The sequence below is a fragment of the Bradyrhizobium sp. BR 1432 genome, assembly GCF_051547705.1.
Classification (GTDB): domain Bacteria; phylum Pseudomonadota; class Alphaproteobacteria; order Rhizobiales; family Xanthobacteraceae; genus Bradyrhizobium; species Bradyrhizobium zhanjiangense.
The window spans coordinates 2,943,943-2,960,158 of record NZ_JBPUGF010000003.1; the positions used below are offsets into that span (position 1 = coordinate 2,943,943).

The 16,216-nt window shown below is 64.7% G+C and carries 15 protein-coding genes and 2 pseudogenes; 13 read left to right on the forward strand and 4 right to left on the reverse strand.

Annotated features, from left to right (window positions below; all coding sequences use genetic code 11):
• Positions 1-95: 95 nt before the first annotated feature.
• Positions 96-527 carry a hypothetical protein gene (locus ACSKB8_RS14000; RefSeq protein WP_438104700.1) on the forward strand — a complete coding sequence of 144 codons (432 nt, stop codon included), beginning with the start codon at positions 96-98 and terminating at the stop codon, positions 525-527.
• Positions 528-874: 347 nt separating this feature from the next.
• On the opposite strand, the gene ACSKB8_RS14005 is transcribed toward ACSKB8_RS14000, so the two are convergent.
• Together ACSKB8_RS14005 and ACSKB8_RS14010 are read right to left on the reverse strand one after the other, a co-directional pair.
• Entirely contained in the window at positions 875-2,299 is a 1,425-nt protein-coding gene (locus ACSKB8_RS14005; protein ID WP_438104702.1) for a methyl-accepting chemotaxis protein, read from the reverse strand.
• Positions 2,300-2,486: 187 nt separating this feature from the next.
• On the reverse strand, positions 2,487-4,226 hold the full coding sequence (locus tag ACSKB8_RS14010; RefSeq protein ID WP_438104704.1) for a methyl-accepting chemotaxis protein: 1,740 nt from the start codon (positions 4,224-4,226) through the stop codon (positions 2,487-2,489).
• 223 nt (positions 4,227-4,449) lie between these two features.
• On the opposite strand from ACSKB8_RS14010, the gene ACSKB8_RS14015 reads away from it, so the two are divergent.
• From ACSKB8_RS14015 to ACSKB8_RS14050, 8 genes are all read left to right on the forward strand, one after another.
• Positions 4,450-5,196: a YebC/PmpR family DNA-binding transcriptional regulator gene (locus tag ACSKB8_RS14015; protein ID WP_091881484.1), complete on the forward strand. Its 747-nt coding sequence runs from the start codon at positions 4,450-4,452 to the stop codon at positions 5,194-5,196.
• 237 nt (positions 5,197-5,433) lie between these two features.
• The gene (gene ruvC / locus ACSKB8_RS14020) at positions 5,434-5,961 is read left to right on the forward strand and encodes a crossover junction endodeoxyribonuclease RuvC (protein WP_438104705.1); all 528 of its coding nucleotides are present in this window, start codon (positions 5,434-5,436) and stop codon (positions 5,959-5,961) included.
• A complete protein-coding gene (gene ruvA / locus ACSKB8_RS14025) occupies positions 5,958-6,575 on the forward strand; it encodes a Holliday junction branch migration protein RuvA (RefSeq protein WP_128940083.1) in 618 nt (205 codons plus the stop codon). Before ruvC ends, ruvA begins: the two co-directional genes overlap by 4 nt.
• 155 nt (positions 6,576-6,730) lie before the next feature.
• Positions 6,731-7,765: a Holliday junction branch migration DNA helicase RuvB gene (gene ruvB, locus ACSKB8_RS14030; RefSeq protein WP_438110524.1), complete on the forward strand. Its 1,035-nt coding sequence runs from the start codon at positions 6,731-6,733 to the stop codon at positions 7,763-7,765.
• 239 nt (positions 7,766-8,004) lie between these two features.
• A complete protein-coding gene (locus tag ACSKB8_RS14035; RefSeq protein WP_438104707.1) occupies positions 8,005-8,154 on the forward strand; it encodes a DUF6869 domain-containing protein in 150 nt (49 codons plus the stop codon).
• 105 nt (positions 8,155-8,259) lie between these two features.
• A complete protein-coding gene (locus ACSKB8_RS14040; RefSeq protein ID WP_438104708.1) occupies positions 8,260-9,180 on the forward strand; it encodes a metallophosphoesterase in 921 nt (306 codons plus the stop codon).
• 131 nt (positions 9,181-9,311) lie between these two features.
• Positions 9,312-9,761 carry a tol-pal system-associated acyl-CoA thioesterase gene (ybgC, locus tag ACSKB8_RS14045; protein ID WP_438104709.1) on the forward strand — a complete coding sequence of 150 codons (450 nt, stop codon included), beginning with the start codon at positions 9,312-9,314 and terminating at the stop codon, positions 9,759-9,761.
• A 78-nt stretch (positions 9,762-9,839) separates the two neighbouring features.
• Positions 9,840-10,307 carry a DUF1348 family protein gene (locus tag ACSKB8_RS14050; RefSeq protein ID WP_091880555.1) on the forward strand — a complete coding sequence of 156 codons (468 nt, stop codon included), beginning with the start codon at positions 9,840-9,842 and terminating at the stop codon, positions 10,305-10,307.
• Positions 10,308-10,480: 173 nt separating this feature from the next.
• Here the strand turns inward: ACSKB8_RS14050 and ACSKB8_RS14055 are convergent, their stop codons facing one another.
• Complete coding sequence (locus ACSKB8_RS14055; protein WP_438104710.1) at positions 10,481-11,185, reverse strand: type 1 glutamine amidotransferase; 705 nt, start codon at positions 11,183-11,185, stop codon at positions 10,481-10,483.
• A 53-nt stretch (positions 11,186-11,238) separates the two neighbouring features.
• On the reverse strand, positions 11,239-12,165 hold the full coding sequence (locus ACSKB8_RS14060) for a LysR substrate-binding domain-containing protein (protein ID WP_438104711.1): 927 nt from the start codon (positions 12,163-12,165) through the stop codon (positions 11,239-11,241).
• Positions 12,166-12,438: 273 nt separating this feature from the next.
• Between ACSKB8_RS14060 and ACSKB8_RS14065 the strand changes: the two are divergent.
• From ACSKB8_RS14065 to ACSKB8_RS14080, 4 genes and pseudogenes are all read left to right on the forward strand, one after another.
• Positions 12,439-13,472: pseudogene (locus tag ACSKB8_RS14065) on the forward strand (ABC transporter substrate-binding protein).
• A gap of 26 nt (positions 13,473-13,498) precedes the next feature.
• A pseudogene (locus ACSKB8_RS14070) lies at positions 13,499-14,538 on the forward strand (ABC transporter ATP-binding protein).
• Positions 14,535-15,410 carry an ABC transporter permease gene (locus ACSKB8_RS14075; protein WP_130212375.1) on the forward strand — a complete coding sequence of 292 codons (876 nt, stop codon included), beginning with the start codon at positions 14,535-14,537 and terminating at the stop codon, positions 15,408-15,410. The pseudogene ACSKB8_RS14070 and the gene ACSKB8_RS14075 overlap by 4 nt, the downstream one beginning before the upstream one ends.
• Positions 15,407-16,213: an ABC transporter permease gene (locus ACSKB8_RS14080; RefSeq protein ID WP_438104713.1), complete on the forward strand. Its 807-nt coding sequence runs from the start codon at positions 15,407-15,409 to the stop codon at positions 16,211-16,213. Before ACSKB8_RS14075 ends, ACSKB8_RS14080 begins: the two co-directional genes overlap by 4 nt.
• The last annotated feature ends 3 nt before the right edge of the window (positions 16,214-16,216 follow it).

A 16,216-nucleotide genomic window follows, 5' to 3' on the forward strand; every position in this document is an offset into this window, starting at 1 on the left:
GCCACCGCACTGCTCTGCGCAGTCGCTGCGGTCTGGACATTGCGATCCGGCGAACCGGCACGCGCTACAGCGGCACTCGGCGAGGTCCGCCCGGTGTGGTCAGAAACCGACTGGCCTTTCAGCGCAGATCCCTGGGGAAAGGAAAGGCATTCCGCTGCAAAGCCGAGGATTGCGGCGGCGAGGTCCAGCTCTACGTTCGCGCCAAGCTCGGGTTTTGCAATTGCGCCACCGGCGTCGCCGACGATGACGACCTCGACAAAATGGGCGACCTGGCGCTGATTGGCAAGGCAACGCCGATCGGTGCCGGTCGAGAGATCATCGTCGGTCCGATGCGCGGCCGCAGCCGGCCCTATCGCGTCGAGGGAAATCGCAACGCGCTCTCACTCGCCTTCAATCAGCGCTGCGACATGGTGGCCGCCACGGCTTTGGTTGGACCGGGCGCGCCCGCGTCACTGGAACCGGCGGTGCTGGCGTTCCTCAATAGCGACCGCATGTTGAAATGGGCCGAGATCGCGCTTGGCTTGTAACTCAGAGCAATTCGGCTTCTGATTGCAGGATCTTCTCCGCTTGGCCTGCGCAACGTTAGCATTAAGGTCATGTGCGAGCGTGTGAGGGCTCTCCGCGCGAGATGAATGGGGTCGCAGCCGGCTACGCGACCGTCTCCCACGAGGCCGCAAAAGGCGCAATTGCGCGATTTCGGAATAATCGCATTATGCCCCTGTTTTGCCCGACGCGTCAACCGCGTCGCCGCTTCTTCGGGCCTGCTCGCGTAAGCCTTTGATTTCGCTGGTCCCGGCTACTGTGCATGGGGTTGTTTTTCAGCTTTTGATTTGAGGGCACCGGAGCGCCGTCGCGCAAGGCGCCTCGCGGGCCGTCAGCTCTGGTGAAAACCCATCCGGAAGGCGCCCCAGTGCTTGCCTCGGACCATGATCGGCGAGGACAGATCCTTCATCAGCACGAACTGCCCGCCGCCCATGTCGCGGCGGTAGGTCTGGAGCAGGAACGGCTTGGTGTTCGCCGCGACCTTCTTCACCGCGCGATCGGTGAACAGGCGGCGATTGCGGCAATTGGCGTTGTTCCAGACCGGGTCCTTGCCCTGCGGCAGACGGTAGTTCGGATTATGGGTCGGCAGATAGCCGCCCTTGGCCCAGGCGACGCAGAACACGATGCGGGGATCGGATTTCTGAATCGGATCCTGGATCGCGGGCAGCAAGCGATCGGTGAACTCGACGTATTTGGTGAGGTATTGTTTCGGATCGGTGCCGGGAATTTCGCGGTACGTCTCGTCCATGAGCTGGTCGAGCGTGATATCGCCGCGATCGATCGCAGCTTCGAACTCGGCGGAGATTCGCTTGGCGGTCTCGACGACGACGCGGATCAGCGGCGCATCCGACGTCTCCACCCCGCTGTCGGCGATCAGCGCGATCAGGCCTTCGGAAGTGTCGAGCAGCTTTGCGACCCGCTCGTCGGCGTTCTTGAGATCGCGCGAGGACAGATCGACGCCCTTGGCGAGCTCGTTGAGCTCGCTGATGACGGTGTCGCAATGTCCGAGATTGGAGGTCGCCGCGCGTGTGACGCTGTCGATCTCCGCTTCCACGGAGGCAAAGCCCTGCTGGACGCGTGAGATGATGCCGGAGATCTGCTGGGCACCTTCGCCTGCGGTCTTCGCGCGCTGCGAGGCGTCGCTGCTCTCGCCGATCAGGCCCTCGATCTGGCCGTCGAGGTCGCGCACGGTGTCGGAGATCTGATGTGTGGCCTGGCGAGTGGCTTCCGCGAGGTTCTTCACTTCGCTCGCGACCACGGCGAAGCCGCGGCCGGCATTGCCGGCGCGCGCCGCTTCGATGGTGGCATTCAGCGCGAGCAGATTGGTCTGTTTCGCGATCGCCTCGATCGAGCCTGATACCTTCGCCACCTGCGCCAGCGCCGAGCCGACGGCACTCAAGCGTGCTTCGATACGCTCCACCGCGGCGACGAGCTCGGAAATGTGGCTGACGGCGGTGTCGACTGCGCTGCGCGACTGCACGATCTCGCCGACCGCCGCGGACGTCGTCGTCTGCACCGCCTGCGATGCATTGGCGATGTCGTGATTGGCCGAGACCATCGTCTCGGCCGTCTTCTGGAGGTGGTGGAACCGTTCCGACTGGTTCGCGACGCGGTTTGCGACTTCCTGGACATTACCGGCGATGTCGGCGAGCTCCACGCCGAGGCCGCCGATGCGATCGGCGAGCTGGTCGATCAGCCGTTCGGCCAGCGTCCGGTTGGAGCCGGTGTCCATGACTGCAACTTGTGCGACGGACATGTTCGATGAATCCTCCAGTCAGAGCCGTTCGCCGGCTCGCGGCGGCATTCCCATTCCAATGATGACTTTAAGGGATGATTCGCCGCCGCCGTCTTGCCTGAGCGTGCACGAGGGCCAATTCGCCTTAATTCTTTGGTTGGAGCATGGTCTTGTAGAAAGACGGCTGCACAACTTTTCCGATCACGCCCTAGAGCTTGTAAGCAGTGCGGAATCCACCCGAGTGCCGGCCCTGCACGCGGATCGGGACGTCGATCTCCCGCATCATCACCGTGTTCCCGTTGCCCATGTCGCGTGCATAGCTCTGGACCAGGTACGAGCGCAGGTTGCGCGCCGCGGCCAATCCGGCCGGATCGTTGAATATCCGCCGGTTGCGGCTGTTGGCCGTGTTCCAGGCGACATCGCCCGGCTGCTGCGGATGCGAATAGATCTTGTTGTGTACCGGCAGGAAGCCGTTGCGGTCGACCATGGCGCAGAACGCCATGCGCGGCTCCTTCGCCAGAAAGGCTTCCTGGAACGGCGGCAGCGCCCGGTCCGCCCAGTCGAGATACTTCGTGCGATATTGCTGCGGATTGGTCGCGGCAATTTCCACATAATCGGTGTCGAAGAGGTCGTCGATCCTGACCTCGCCGCGCGCGACCGCCTGCTCGAATATCCTGGTCAGCGTGTTGCCGGCTTCCATGGCGCGGGTGACGAACTCCGTGTTCTCCTCATGGATCGACCACAACCTGTCTTCGATCTTCTCGCGGAGCTCGGTATTGGGATTGACGAATTGCGCGCGGGCGCCGGCCTTGGATTGCTCGACCACGCGCAGGCGGCAGGCGCCGACGTGTTCGAGGATGCCTTCGATCAGCGCTTGTGGCGCAAGCCGGCCTGCGTCTGCGCTGCCGATCAGCACGCCGTCCATCGCGATTTCATAGACCGGCATCACGCCGCGCGCGGTTTCGAACTTGAGATGGCAGGGCAAGCGCTCGGTCTTGCGGCGGTCGTCGTGCTCGCTCTGGCGGAGCAGCACGGCGCAGCGCGATTTCAGCTTCTGCGCGAAAGTGGTGACGGCGCGTCCGGCGCTGGCGACGTTCTCGCCATGGGTCTCGGCCGCCTTGGTCGCGGCATCGATCTCGGCCGCGCTCTCGCCGACCGAGACGATGAATTCCGACGCGCTTGTCGCATTGCCGGAGACTTCGCTGGTGGTGGCGTTCTGCTCGGCGACCGCGCCGTTGACGGTCGCGAACACCGGGCGGATCGCCTCGATCGCCTGCGAGATGCGATGCACCGCATCCGCGGAGCCGGCGGCGTCGCGCTGGAGCGCGTCGATCTTCCGGGTGATCTCTTCGGTCGCGCTCTGAGTCTGCACCGCGAGGGCCTTGACCTCGGTGGCGACGACCGCGAAGCCCTTGCCCGCAGCGCCGGCACGGGCGGCTTCGATGGTCGAGTTGAGCGCGAGCAGCGTCGTCTGCCGCGCGATCTGCGCGATCAGATTGACGACATTGCCGATGGCGGCGGAGGATTCGCGCAAGCGGTCGACGTTGGCGCGGGCTTCCTGCGCCGCGGCGCTGGCCTCGTCGGCGAGCTTGCCGGCCTCGCGGACCTGTGCCCCGATTCCCAGCGCGGACTGCGTGAACTTGTCGGCGGCATGGGCGAAGGTGGAGGCGGTCGATTGCGCCGCGTTGGTGCGGCCGGTCAGGGCGTCGGTGCGGTCGCGAATGGCGGCAAGGGTTGCGGCGGTCGCCTCGGCGCCGCCGGCCACCGAATTGGCGGCGCGCTCGAGCTGGCGGATCATGGCGCCCAGCTCGAGTTCCAGCAATTCCAGGATCTCCCTGGCGGAATCGCCGTCCGTGGCGGGGGCGGGCTCGAAATTGGCCACCGGCTGCGGGGCTGCCGCGGGCGCAGCCATCTCCGGCAGACGCTTCCGAAATAGTCCGAACGCCATCACGTCTCTCTTGTCGGGGAACGGGCGGACGCTATTTTCGCAGGCCGAAATGAAATCAGGGTTAACGATGCCCGACCTCTAGGCACGGACCATTACGGTGGCTACCTCTACAGTGCTACCTTAAAGTACCAGAGCCCTTTGATTCCGGCGGGTTGGCGGCCTATAACGCCGCGCTTCCCACCCCATCGGCGAACGATTCCAAAGACCATTCAAGAGACCACGCATGGCCGGACATTCCCAATTCAAGAACATCATGCACCGCAAGGGGCGGCAGGATGCCCAGAAGTCGAAGCTGTTCGGCAAGCTGGCGCGGGAAATCACCGTCGCGGCCAAGCTCGGCACCCCTGACCCCGCCATGAACCCGCGCCTGCGCGCCGCCGTGATCGCCGCGCGCCAGGAGAACATGCCGAAGGACAATATCGAGCGCGCCATCAAGAAGGCGCTCGGCAGCGATGGCGAGAACTATGACGAAATCCGCTACGAGGGCTACGGCCCCGGTGGCGTCGCCGTCATCGTCGAGGCGCTGACTGACAACCGCAACCGCGCCGCTTCCGACATCCGCTCCTTCTTCACCAAGTCCGGCGGCAATCTCGGCGAAACCGGCTCGGTCTCGTTCATGTTCGACCGCACCGGAATCATCGAGTACGACCGCAGCGTCGCCTCCGACGACGCCGTGCTGGACGCCGCGATCGAGGCCGGCGCCGACGACGTGATCTCGAGCGAGAGCGGCCACGAGATCTACGCCTCGACCGAAGGCTACCGCGACGTCGCCAAGGCGCTGGAAGCCAAGTTCGGCGAGCCGCGCAAGGCAGCGCTGATCTGGAAGCCGCAGAACACGGTCGCGGTCGACGATGAGACCGGCGAGAAGCTCTTGAAGCTGATGGACCTGCTGAACGAGCACGACGACGTCCAGAACGTCTACGCCAATTTCGAGGTGTCGGACGCGCTGATGGCGAAGATGGGCGGGTAGGGGCCGTTCGTCTGCCCCGTGCTCCGCTGTCGTCGCCCGGCTTGACCGGGCGCCCAGTATTCCAGAGACGTTCGAAGGATACGGAGAAGCTGCGGCGTACTGGATACCCCGCTTTCGCGGGGTATGACGACGGAATGCAGGGCGGGCCACCTTCCGACCATCACCACACCCCACTTCCCCTGTTACTTCCGTTCTGTTTCTGTTTCGCTTCCAGCAGCCAGCCGCTATCACTGGCGCATGACTGCGCTTCCGATTCGTGGCCCCGTTCGCATCATCGGCATCGACCCCGGCCTGCGCCGCACCGGTTGGGGCGTGATCGAGGCTGAAGGCAATCGCCTGATTTATGTCGCCTGCGGTTCGGTGGAACCGCCGGACGATTTGTCGCTGTCGAGCCGTCTGCTCGCGATTCATGAGGGGCTCGCTTCCGTTCTGTCCGATCACAAGCCGATGGAGGCCGCGGTCGAGCAGACTTTTGTGAATAAGGACGGCGTTGCGACGCTGAAGCTCGGCCAGGCCCGCGGCGTTGCCATGCTGGCGCCCGCGATGTTCGGCATCAGTGTCGCCGAATATGCGCCGAACCAGGTCAAGAAGACGGTGGTCGGCGCCGGTCACGCCGACAAGCAACAGATCGCGATGATGCTGAAGATTTTGCTGCCCAAAGCCGAGCCGCCGTCAGCGGACGCCGCCGACGCACTCGCCATCGCCATCACCCACGCCCATCACCGCCAGAGCACCGCGCTCAGGCTGAAAGTGGTGGGGATATGATCGGCAAGCTCAAGGGCCTGATCGATTCCTACGGCGAGGATTTCGTCATCCTCGACGTCGGCGGCGTAGGCTATCAGGTGCATTGCTCGTCGCGCACGCTGCAGCATCTGCCGTCGCCGGGCGAAGCGGCCGTGCTGTCGATCGAGACCTATGTCCGCGAAGATCAGATCAAACTGTTCGGCTTCCGCACCGACCAGGAGCGCGAATGGTTTCGCCTGCTTCAGACCGTGCAGGGCGTCGGCGCCAAGGTCTCGCTGGCTGTGCTCGGCACGCTGGCGCCAGCCGACCTCGCCAATGCCATTGCGCTGCGCGATAAGGCCGCCGTATCCCGCACGCCGGGCGTTGGCCCCAAGGTCGCCGAGCGCATCGTCACCGAGTTGAAGGACAAGGCGCCGGCCTTTGCCAATGTCGATCCAGCCGTCGTGCATCTCGCCGGCGCCGTCGACGACCAGCGCGCGCCGCGCCCCGTGGCGGATGCGATCTCGGCGCTGGTCAATCTCGGCTACGGCCAGCCGCAGGCGGCTGCGGCGATTGCGTCCGCGTCGCGCAGTGCCGGTGAAGGCGCTGAGACGGCGCAGCTCATTCGCCTCGGCCTGAAGGAGCTCGCGAAGTGAGCGCGTCAATGGTTAGTCTCGTAGGGTGGGCAAAGCGCAGCGTGCCCACCACCTTTGGAGCGATTGGAAACATGGTGGGCACGGCGCGAAGGGCGCCTTTGCCCACCCTACGATCTGATGGAGTTCGCTGAGTGAGCGACCCCAAGGCCAACCGCATGGTCTCGCCCGAGCGCCGCAGCGATGATGTCGGCGACACCGCGCTGCGGCCGCAGTCGCTGTCCGACTTCGTCGGCCAGCAGCAGGCGCGCAAGAATCTCTCGATCTTCATTGAAGCGGCGCGCAAGCGCGGCGAGGCGCTGGATCACGTGCTGTTCGTCGGGCCGCCCGGCCTCGGCAAGACCACGCTGGCGCAGATCGTGGCCAAGGAGCTCGGCGTCGGCTTTCGCGCCACGTCGGGTCCCGTGATCGCCAAGGCCGGCGATCTCGCTGCGCTGCTCACCAATCTCGAAGAGCGCGACGTGCTCTTCATCGACGAGATTCATCGTCTGAGCCCCGCGGTGGAGGAAGTGCTCTATCCCGCGATGGAGGACTTTCAGCTCGACCTCATCATCGGCGAAGGGCCCGCGGCGCGCTCGGTGAAGATCGAGCTGTCGAAATTCACGCTCGTCGGCGCCACCACGCGCGCGGGCCTGCTGACGAATCCGCTGCGCGACCGCTTCGGCATTCCGGTCCGGCTCAATTTCTACACCATTGAAGAACTCGAGAGCATCGTCAGCCGCGGCGCGCGCGTGCTCAATGTCGGCATGAGCGCGGACGGCGCCAACGAGATCGCGCGCCGCGCCCGCGGCACGCCGCGTATCGCAGGGCGGCTGCTCCGCCGGGTGCGCGATTTCGCTTCGGCCGCCGATGCCGACAAGATCGACCGCAAGATTGCCGACCACGCGCTCAGCGCGCTCGAAGTCGACGCCGCGGGCCTCGATGCCATGGATCGCCGCTATCTCACGACCATCGCGCTTAACTATGGCGGCGGGCCGGTCGGTGTCGAGACCATGGCCGCCGCATTGTCCGAGCCGCGCGACGCGATCGAGGACATCATCGAGCCCTATCTGATCCAGTGCGGCTATCTCCAGCGCACGCCGCGCGGCCGTCTGCTCACCTCGCACGCCTTCCGCCATCTCGGTCTCGCCGAGCCCTCGCGCGATGCGGCACAATTTGGCCTGTTCGGCACCGACCAGTCCGAAGACGACTGATTGCCTGAGACGGTGAACCCTCCGGTTCAATCCCATCACTAATCCGAACGCGCGGCGAACGGCATCGCCGCTCACGCACACGGATTGGAGTGGGAAGAAATGGAGCCGACGAACGACACCGGATTGCTCGAGGTCATCGCGGCCGCGCCGCGATCAGGTCGAGCTCATCCTGGAGATCTTGAAGATCGAAGCCAATCCGGTGCTGCTATCCCTGCTGGCCGTGGGGTCCCCTCGAAGACGTGATCAGCGCGGGGACGATCGGCCGCATCGAGCGTGAGGCGCGTGTCAATGAACGTTTTCGCGATCTGCTCGGCGGCGTCTGGTACTACCGCGCGCCCGGCGATGTGAGGACGCGGCTGGATGCGCTGATTGGCGAGAGCCGCTGGTAATTTCTGTGCAGGCGTTTGCACCAGGATGCAGACGGTCTGCATGAACGCACCCCAATTCCGCTTCAATCGGGTCGCATCGAGAAGCAGCATCACCATCGAGCGTCCATGATCACTCGCCGCCATCTCATCCGTTCCATTGGCGCCCTGTCCGCCCTCGGCGCCTCGACTGCGGCCTATGGTGTCGGCGTCGAGCCGATGCTGCGGCTCCGCGTTACCCGCTACCATCCGATGCCGCGGCAGTGGCCGGCGGATCTTCCGCTGAAGATCGCTGTCATCGCCGACATCCATGCCTGCGATCCCTGGATGCCGCTGGACCGGATCGAGGCCGTCGTCGACCGCACCAACGCGCTGAAGGCTGATATCATCGTGCTGCTCGGCGACTATGTCGCCGGCCTGCACCAGGTCACGCGTATCATCCCGTCGAGCGAATGGGCCAGAGTGCTGGCCGGCCTCAAGGCGCCGCTCGGCGTCCACGCCGTCATGGGCAACCACGATTATTGGGACGACAAGACCGTGCAGCGGGCCGGACTTGGCCCGACCATCGCGCATCGCGCACTGGAAGCCGCCGGCATCCCCGTCTACGAGAACGATGTCGTGCGCCTCACCAAGGACGGCCGACCGTTCTGGCTCGCCGGTCTCGGCGATCAGCTCGCCTTCCTGCCGGCGCGACGCTTTCGCAGCATGGTGCATTTCGGTGCCGACGATCTCAACGCAACGCTCGCCAAGGTCACGGACGACGCGCCAATCATCCTGCTCGCGCATGAACCCAACATCGCGCCGCGTGTGCCCGCGCGCGTCGCGCTGCAACTGTCCGGCCACACCCATGGCGGCCAGGTCCGCCTGCTCGGCTGGTCGCCGGCGGTTCCGGCGCAGCATGGCATCCGGCTCGCCTATGGCCATGTCCGGCTGAAATGCGACGTCATCATCTCCGGCGGCCTCGGTTGCAGCATCATGCCGCTCCGCGTCGGCGTGCCGCCTGAGATCGTCGAGGTGACGCTGGGGCGAACCGCACCGGTTGTGTCCTAAAGCGTTTTCGAGCGAAGTGGACACCGGTTCGCGTCAAGAAAACGCGACAAACAAAAAAACCACCACGCTTGCGCGACCGCCTGTTTTTGCGCAAAACGGGCGGGTTACAGAGAAGCGAAGAGGCTCGCGACGTGACAGCTCATCTCGACGGCGAGATCCGCGACGGCCGCCACCACATGCAGGTCCGTGTCTATTACGAGGACACGGATTTTTCGGGCATCGTTTATCACGCCAACTATCTGCGCTACATGGAGCGCGGGCGGACCAATCACCTGCGGCTGATGGGCGCCGAGCAGCAGGCGCTGTTCGAGCAGCCCGAGACGGAAGGCGCCGGCTTCGCCTTCGTGGTGCGCTCGATGCATCTGGACTTCCTCAAGCCCGCGCGGATGGACGACGTGCTCGACGTCGTGACCTGGCCGATCGCGGTGAAGGGCGCCTCCATCATGCTGGGGCAGGAGGTGAGGCGTGGTGAGGACGTGCTGGTGAAAGCGGAGGTGCGCGTAGCCTTCATCAGCGGCGGCCGCGCGCAGCCGATTCCGAAATCGATCCGGACCTTGATGAAGGCCGATCTGATTTCGTGATCGCCTGATTTGTAATGGCCTATCGACTCCGCCAATTGCAGCGATAGATTGCGGCCCCAACCAACCGATGAGGCCATCATGTCGCGCCCGCCGCTTCCGCCTTTCACCCGAGAGACCGCTGCGCAAAAAGCGCGCATGGCCGAGGACGCCTGGAATTCGCGCGATCCGGCGCGCGTCGCGCTCGCCTATACCGAGGACAGCCGCTGGCGCAATCGCTCGGAGGTATTTCAGGGTCGCGAGGCCATCGTCGCCTTCCTCACCCGCAAATGGGAGAAGGAGCAGGACTATCGCCTGATCAAAGACCTCTGGGCCTTCGACGGCAACCGCATCGCGGTGCGCTTCCAGTACGAATGGCACGATGCCGGCGGCCAGTGGTATCGCTCCTACGGCAACGAGCAGTGGGAGTTCGACGAGCACGGCCTGATGAAGCGGCGAGAGGCCTCGATCAACGATATTGCGATCGGCGAGAAGGACCGCCGGTTTCACTGGCCCGCGCCGGGGCCGCGGCCGGCGGATGTGGCGGGGCTTGGAAGCGATCCGTTCTGAGGTGCTTTCTCTCCCTCTCCCCGTTCTTACGGGGAGAGGGTTGGGGTGAGGGGCTGCTTCAGCAAATTCGATGGCAGACGGACTCGCGGGGAGTCCCCCTCACCCGGATTGCTCAGGCGCGCAATTGCGCGCCAAAGCAATCCGACCTCTCCCCGCAAGCGGGGCGAGGTGAATCACCGCCGCGCCAAGAACCTCGTAATCGCCCCGCCGAGCTTCGCATTGTCCATCGGCTGCGCCAGCGACTCCCGCGCCGTGGCGACGACATCATCCGGTGCCTTGCCGTCGCGTAGATCGCAGCAGACTTGCGCGAATTCGACGTCGAATTCCGGATGCGGCTGCACGGTCAGCGTGGTGCCGTTGGCGTAGAGCAGGCCGGCATGCGGGGTGAATTCCGACGAGAGGATCGTCAGCGCATCGATCGGCGGTTCGATCACCTGGTCCTGGTGCGAGGCGGCGATCGCGACCGCTTCGCCGTCGACCACGCCGTTCTCCGGCAGCACCTGATAGACGTGACGGCCGATGCCCCAGCCCTTCTCCGACTTGCGCACGGTGCCGCCGAGCGCCTGCGCGATCAGCTGATGGCCGAAGCAGACGCCGACCATCGGTGTCTTGTTGGCGTAAGCCGTGCGCACGAAATCTTCCAGCGGTGCGATCCAGTCGAGCCCGTCATAGACGCCGGCCGCCGCGCCGGTGATCAGCACGGCCTCCACGCCGCGCGGATCGGGCAGCGCATCACCATTCGGAATGCTGACGATGTCGACTGTAGCCGTCGGGTCCTCGGCGCGGATCATGCGCTCGAACATGTCCGGAAACGAGCCGTGGCGCTCGCGATGCTTTTGAGGAACGAGCCCGGTCTCGATGATGGTGATGCGTGCCATGTGCTGCCCTGCGGAGACAGGGAAGATACAGCAGGACCTGCACGACGTCCAAGTCAGCCGGGCGCAAAACCGTGTGCGGACTGGTCCTCGAGCTCAGTGAGCGCCTTGCGCATGGTCTCGACCAGATCCAGCGCCACCGGCGAGGGGCTGCGCTGCGCGGGGAAGACGGCCGAGAACTCGAAGTCGATGCGCGGCAAGAAGCGGCGCACGACGACGCCGCGCGTGGCAAATTCCTGCGCGGTGAAGGGATCGCAGATCGATACCCCAAGTCCCGATGACACCATGCCGCACATGATCTCCGACAGCGTGGTCTCGACCCTGAGCACGCGGCGGACATCGTGGCGGTGGAAGGCCTGGTCGACGAGGTGCCGGCTCGACGATCCCGCCGAGAGCGAGATGAAGTTCTCGCCCTCGAAATCACGTGGCTGCAGCACTTCTTTCTCCGCCAGATGATGTCCGGTCGGCAGCACCGCGACACGCGCCAGCGCCGGCAGCCGCAAGCTTGGCAGGCCGGAATGGGCGATCGGCACCTCGGCAAAGCCGATGTCGCACTGGTTGTTCAGCACCCAGTCGACCACGATCGGCGAGATCACGCCGAAGAAAGCGAGGTTGAGGTTGGGCCGCTCCTTCAAAAAGTGTCCGGCGAGCCGCGGCAAATAGCCGTTTGCCAATGCCGGCAGCGCGGCAATGCGCAGCGAGCCGGTGCGGCGGCCGCGGATTTCTTCGGCGGCCGCGGTGATGCGTTCGAGACCGACGAACGAGCGCTCGACTTCCGTGTAAAGCGCCATCGCCGCCGCGGTCGGCACGAGGCCGGTGCCCCGTCGTTCGAACAGCTCCATCTTCAACAGCGCCTGGAAGTCGCGCAGCAAGCGGCTGACGGCGGGCTGCGTCACCACCATCAGCTTCGCTGCCTCGGTGACGCTCCCGGTCAGCATCGTCGCCCGGAAAGCCTCCACCTGCCGCGAATTGATCCGCACCATCCCGCAATCCATTCATAACATCTCGGCATGCAGAGGGTGCCATTATTCATTGGACGATGGAAGTATACGTCTGCGATCTTTTTCATCAGAGCTGGAGCCAGCCCGCTTTTTCGGCAGATTGGAGGGATTCCACCCTTCAGATCGCGCCAAAACCCGCCGAACAGGGGCCGGAGCCCTGATCGGCGAGGAATTTGCGCGGAAGGAAATGCGGAAGGCGCTTCGGCCGGAGACTTGTCGGCACGTCACCTCATTCCGGTATGGAGATCGGTCCACATGAAGACTTCTCGCCTTCTGACTGCGCTTAGCATCGCGGCGCTCATGGCCGCCTCGTCGGCCGCCTCGGCCCAGCAAAAGACGCTTTACGTCGCCGGCTACGGCGGCTCGTTCGAGAAGACGATCCGCGACGAGGTGATCCCGACCTTCGAGAAGGAAAACGGCGTCAAGGTCGAATACGTCGCCGGCAATTCCACCGACACGCTGGCCAAGCTCCAGGCGCAGAAGGGCAACCAACAGATCGACGTCGCCATCGTCGACGACGGTCCGATGTACCAGGCGATCCAGCTCGGCTTCTGCGGCAAGCTCGGGGACTGCCGGCCGAACTCTACGACACCGCGCGTTTCAAGGATGATCGTGCGGTCGCGATCGGCATCGTCGCCACTGGCCTGATGTACAACACCAAAGTGTTCAAGGAGAAAGGCTGGGCGCCGCCGACCTCCTGGAACGACCTGAAGGACGCGAAATACGCCAAGCAGCTCGTGATCCCGCCGATCAACAACACCTATGGCCTCGAAGCGCTGGTGATGCTGTCGAAGATGAACGGCGGTGGCGAGACCAACGTCGATTCCGGCTTCAAGATCTTCAAGGAGCAGATCAATCCGAATGTGCTCGCCTACGAGCCGTCGCCCGGCAAGATGACCGAGCTGTTCCAGTCCGGCCAGGCCGTGATCGCGGTGTGGGGCACCGGCCGGGTGCAGAGCTTTGCCAACACCGGCTTCCCTGTCGACTTCGTCTACCCGAAGGAAGGCGCTGCGACGCTGCTGACGACAGCCTGTCCGATCAACAAGCCCAACGCTTCGCCGCTGGCCGCGAGCTTCGTCAAGATGCTGCTCGATCCCAAGATCCAGCTCGTGATGCTGAAGGACTACGGTTATGGCCCGGTGCTGAAATCGCTGGTGATCCCGCCCGAGCTCGGCAAGATGGCGCCGATCGGCGAGCGCGCGGCCAAGCTCTATAATCCGGACTGGACCGTCATCAACGAGAAGCGCGAGGAGTGGACCAAGCGCTGGAACCGCGAGGTCGAGCGCTGATCTGATCGTCACAGCGGAGACAGCGCATGGCCTATCTCGAGCTCGATCGGGTCGCAAAACAGTTCGGCACGCAGACTGTGGTCGATGACTTCAGTCTGTTGGTGGGGAAGGGGAGTTCATCTCCTTCCTTGGCCCGTCCGGCTGCGGCAAGACCACGACGTTGCAGATGATCGCAGGCTTCCTTGATCCCACGCGCGGCGCGATCCGCCTGGAGGACAAGGATCTGACCGCGATTCATCCGGCCAAGCGTGGGCTCGGCATCGTGTTCCAGAGCTACGCGCTGTTTCCGCACATGACGGCGGCGGAGAACGTCGCGTTCGGTCTCGAGATGCGCAACGTGTCGCGCAATGAGCGAGCCGAGCGCGTCCGTGCCGCGCTCGCAATGGTCGGCCTTGCCGGTTACGAGGACCGTCACCCGCGCCGAATGTCCGGCGGCCAGCAGCAGCGCGTAGCGCTGGCCCGTGCGCTGGTGATCAAGCCGAGCGTGCTGTTGCTCGACGAACCGCTGTCTAATCTCGACGCAAAGCTGCGCGAGGAGATGCAGATCGAGCTGCGCCAGATCCAGCGCACCATCGGCACCACCACGATCCTCGTCACCCACGACCAGAACGAGGCGATGTCGCTATCCGATCGCATCGTGGTGATGAGCCAGGGCCGCATCGAGCAGATCGGCACGCCGCAGGAGACCTATGAGATGCCGGCCTCGGCCTTCGTCTCACAGTTCCTCGGCAAGACCAACGACTTTGCGGCGACGATCGATCGGACCGTCACGCCGGCGCGGCTGACAGCGGGCTCCTGGAGTGCGCCGGCACCGGCCGGCCTCAATGGCCCGGTAACCATCAGCATCCGCCCCGAGCGCATCGGTTTTGGCGCTGCCGGCCTCAGCGCAAAAATCGTCACCCGCATCTTCCAGGGTAACCACTGGCTGTTCCAGTGCGACAGCGAATGCGGCCCGGCGATCGTGATCCGCCAGAATGATGGCAACGCCCAGCCAACCGAAGGCGAGGCCGTTCATTTCGCCTGGCGACCGGAGGACATGAGCGTGCGCGCGAGGGGCGTCGCATGAGCGCGGCCGCCGAGGAACGCAGCGCGCGTGCGCCATGGGCCCTGACGGCGCCTGCCTTGATGCTATTCGTCGGCGTGCTGCTGATCCCGCTGGCGATGACCGTGATGCTGTCATTCCACGATTGGGGCCAATACAAAGGCATCGAGCCGGTCTTCATCCTCAAGAATTGGCACGAGATCGCGACCGATCCCTATTACGCCGAGATGTTCTGGCGGACGTTTCGGATCGCGATCCTGACCACATTCCTCACCGCCGTGCTCGGCGCACCTGAAGCCTACATCCTCAACCGCATGAGCGGCCGATGGAAGAGCTTCTTCCTGCTGATCATCCTCGGGCCGCTGCTGATCTCCGTGGTGGCGCGCACGCTCGGCTGGGCGCTGCTGTTCGGCGGCAATAACGGACTCGTCAACAAGCTCTTGATGTCGCTCGGGGTGATCCGCTCCCCCATTCCCTTCATGTTCACCGAAACAGGAATGGTGGTTGCGCTCGCGCATGTGATGATGCCGTTCATGGTACTGTCGGTATGGGCCGCGCTGCAGCGGCTCGATCCGCAGATCGAGAATGCCGCAATGTCGCTCGGCGCGAGCCCTGCGACCATCATCCGCCGCATCATCATGCCCCAGATCATGCCGGGCGTGCTCTCGGGCGCGATCATCGTGTTCTCGCTCTCGGCCAGCGCCTTCGCGACGCCGGCGATCATCGGCGGCCGTCGGCTCAAGGTCGCCGCGACGCTCGCGTATGACGAATTCCTCAACACGCTGAACTGGCCGCTGGGGGCTGCGGTCGCGACGCTGCTGCTGGTCGCACTGGTGCTGATCGTCGTCGGCAGCAACGCGCTGATCGAACGCCGTTACGCGGAGGTGTTCCGATGAGACGGAACGGCCCGCTCGCGCTGATCTTCCACACCCTCTTCGTCATCGTCATGGTGGCACCGATCCTGGTCGTCTGCCTCGTCGCGTTCACACCCGAGGGCTTCCTGTCGCTGCCGACCAACGGTTTTTCGCTGCGCTGGTTCAGGACGATCGCGAACTACCCCGAATTCATCCACGCCTTCTGGGTCAGCCTCGGCCTCGGGGCGCTGTCGTCCTTGGTGGCTTTGCTGTTCGCGGTGCCTGCGGCGCTGGCGATTGCGCGCTACCGCTTCCGCGGCCGCGATGCGCTGGCGGCGCTGTTCCTGTCGCCGCTGATGATCCCGCATGTCGTGCTCGGCATCGCCTTCCTGCGCTTCTTTACCTCGGCCGGACTTGGCGGCAGCTTTGCGGCGCTGATCATCGCGCATGTCATCATCGTGTTTCCGTTCGCGCTGCGGCTAACGCTGGCGGCGGCGACAGGGATGGATCTCTCGGTCGAGATGGCGGCGGTCTCGCTCGGCGCGGGCGGCTGGACGCTGTTCGGCCGTGTGACCTTGCCGCTGATCCTGCCCGGCGTCATCAGCGGCTGGGCACTCGCCTTCATCCAGTCCTTCGACGATCTCACCATGACCGTCTTCCTCGCGGCGCCCGGTACCGAGACGTTGCCGGTGCGCATGTTCCTTTACATCCAGGACAACATCGATCCGCTGGTGACGTCGGTCTCGGCCTGCGTGATCGCGATCACCATGACCGCCCTCATTCTGCTCGACCGCTTCTACGGGCTCGACCGTGTGCTCGCTGGCAAGGGCGATACGGGACGATAGGAG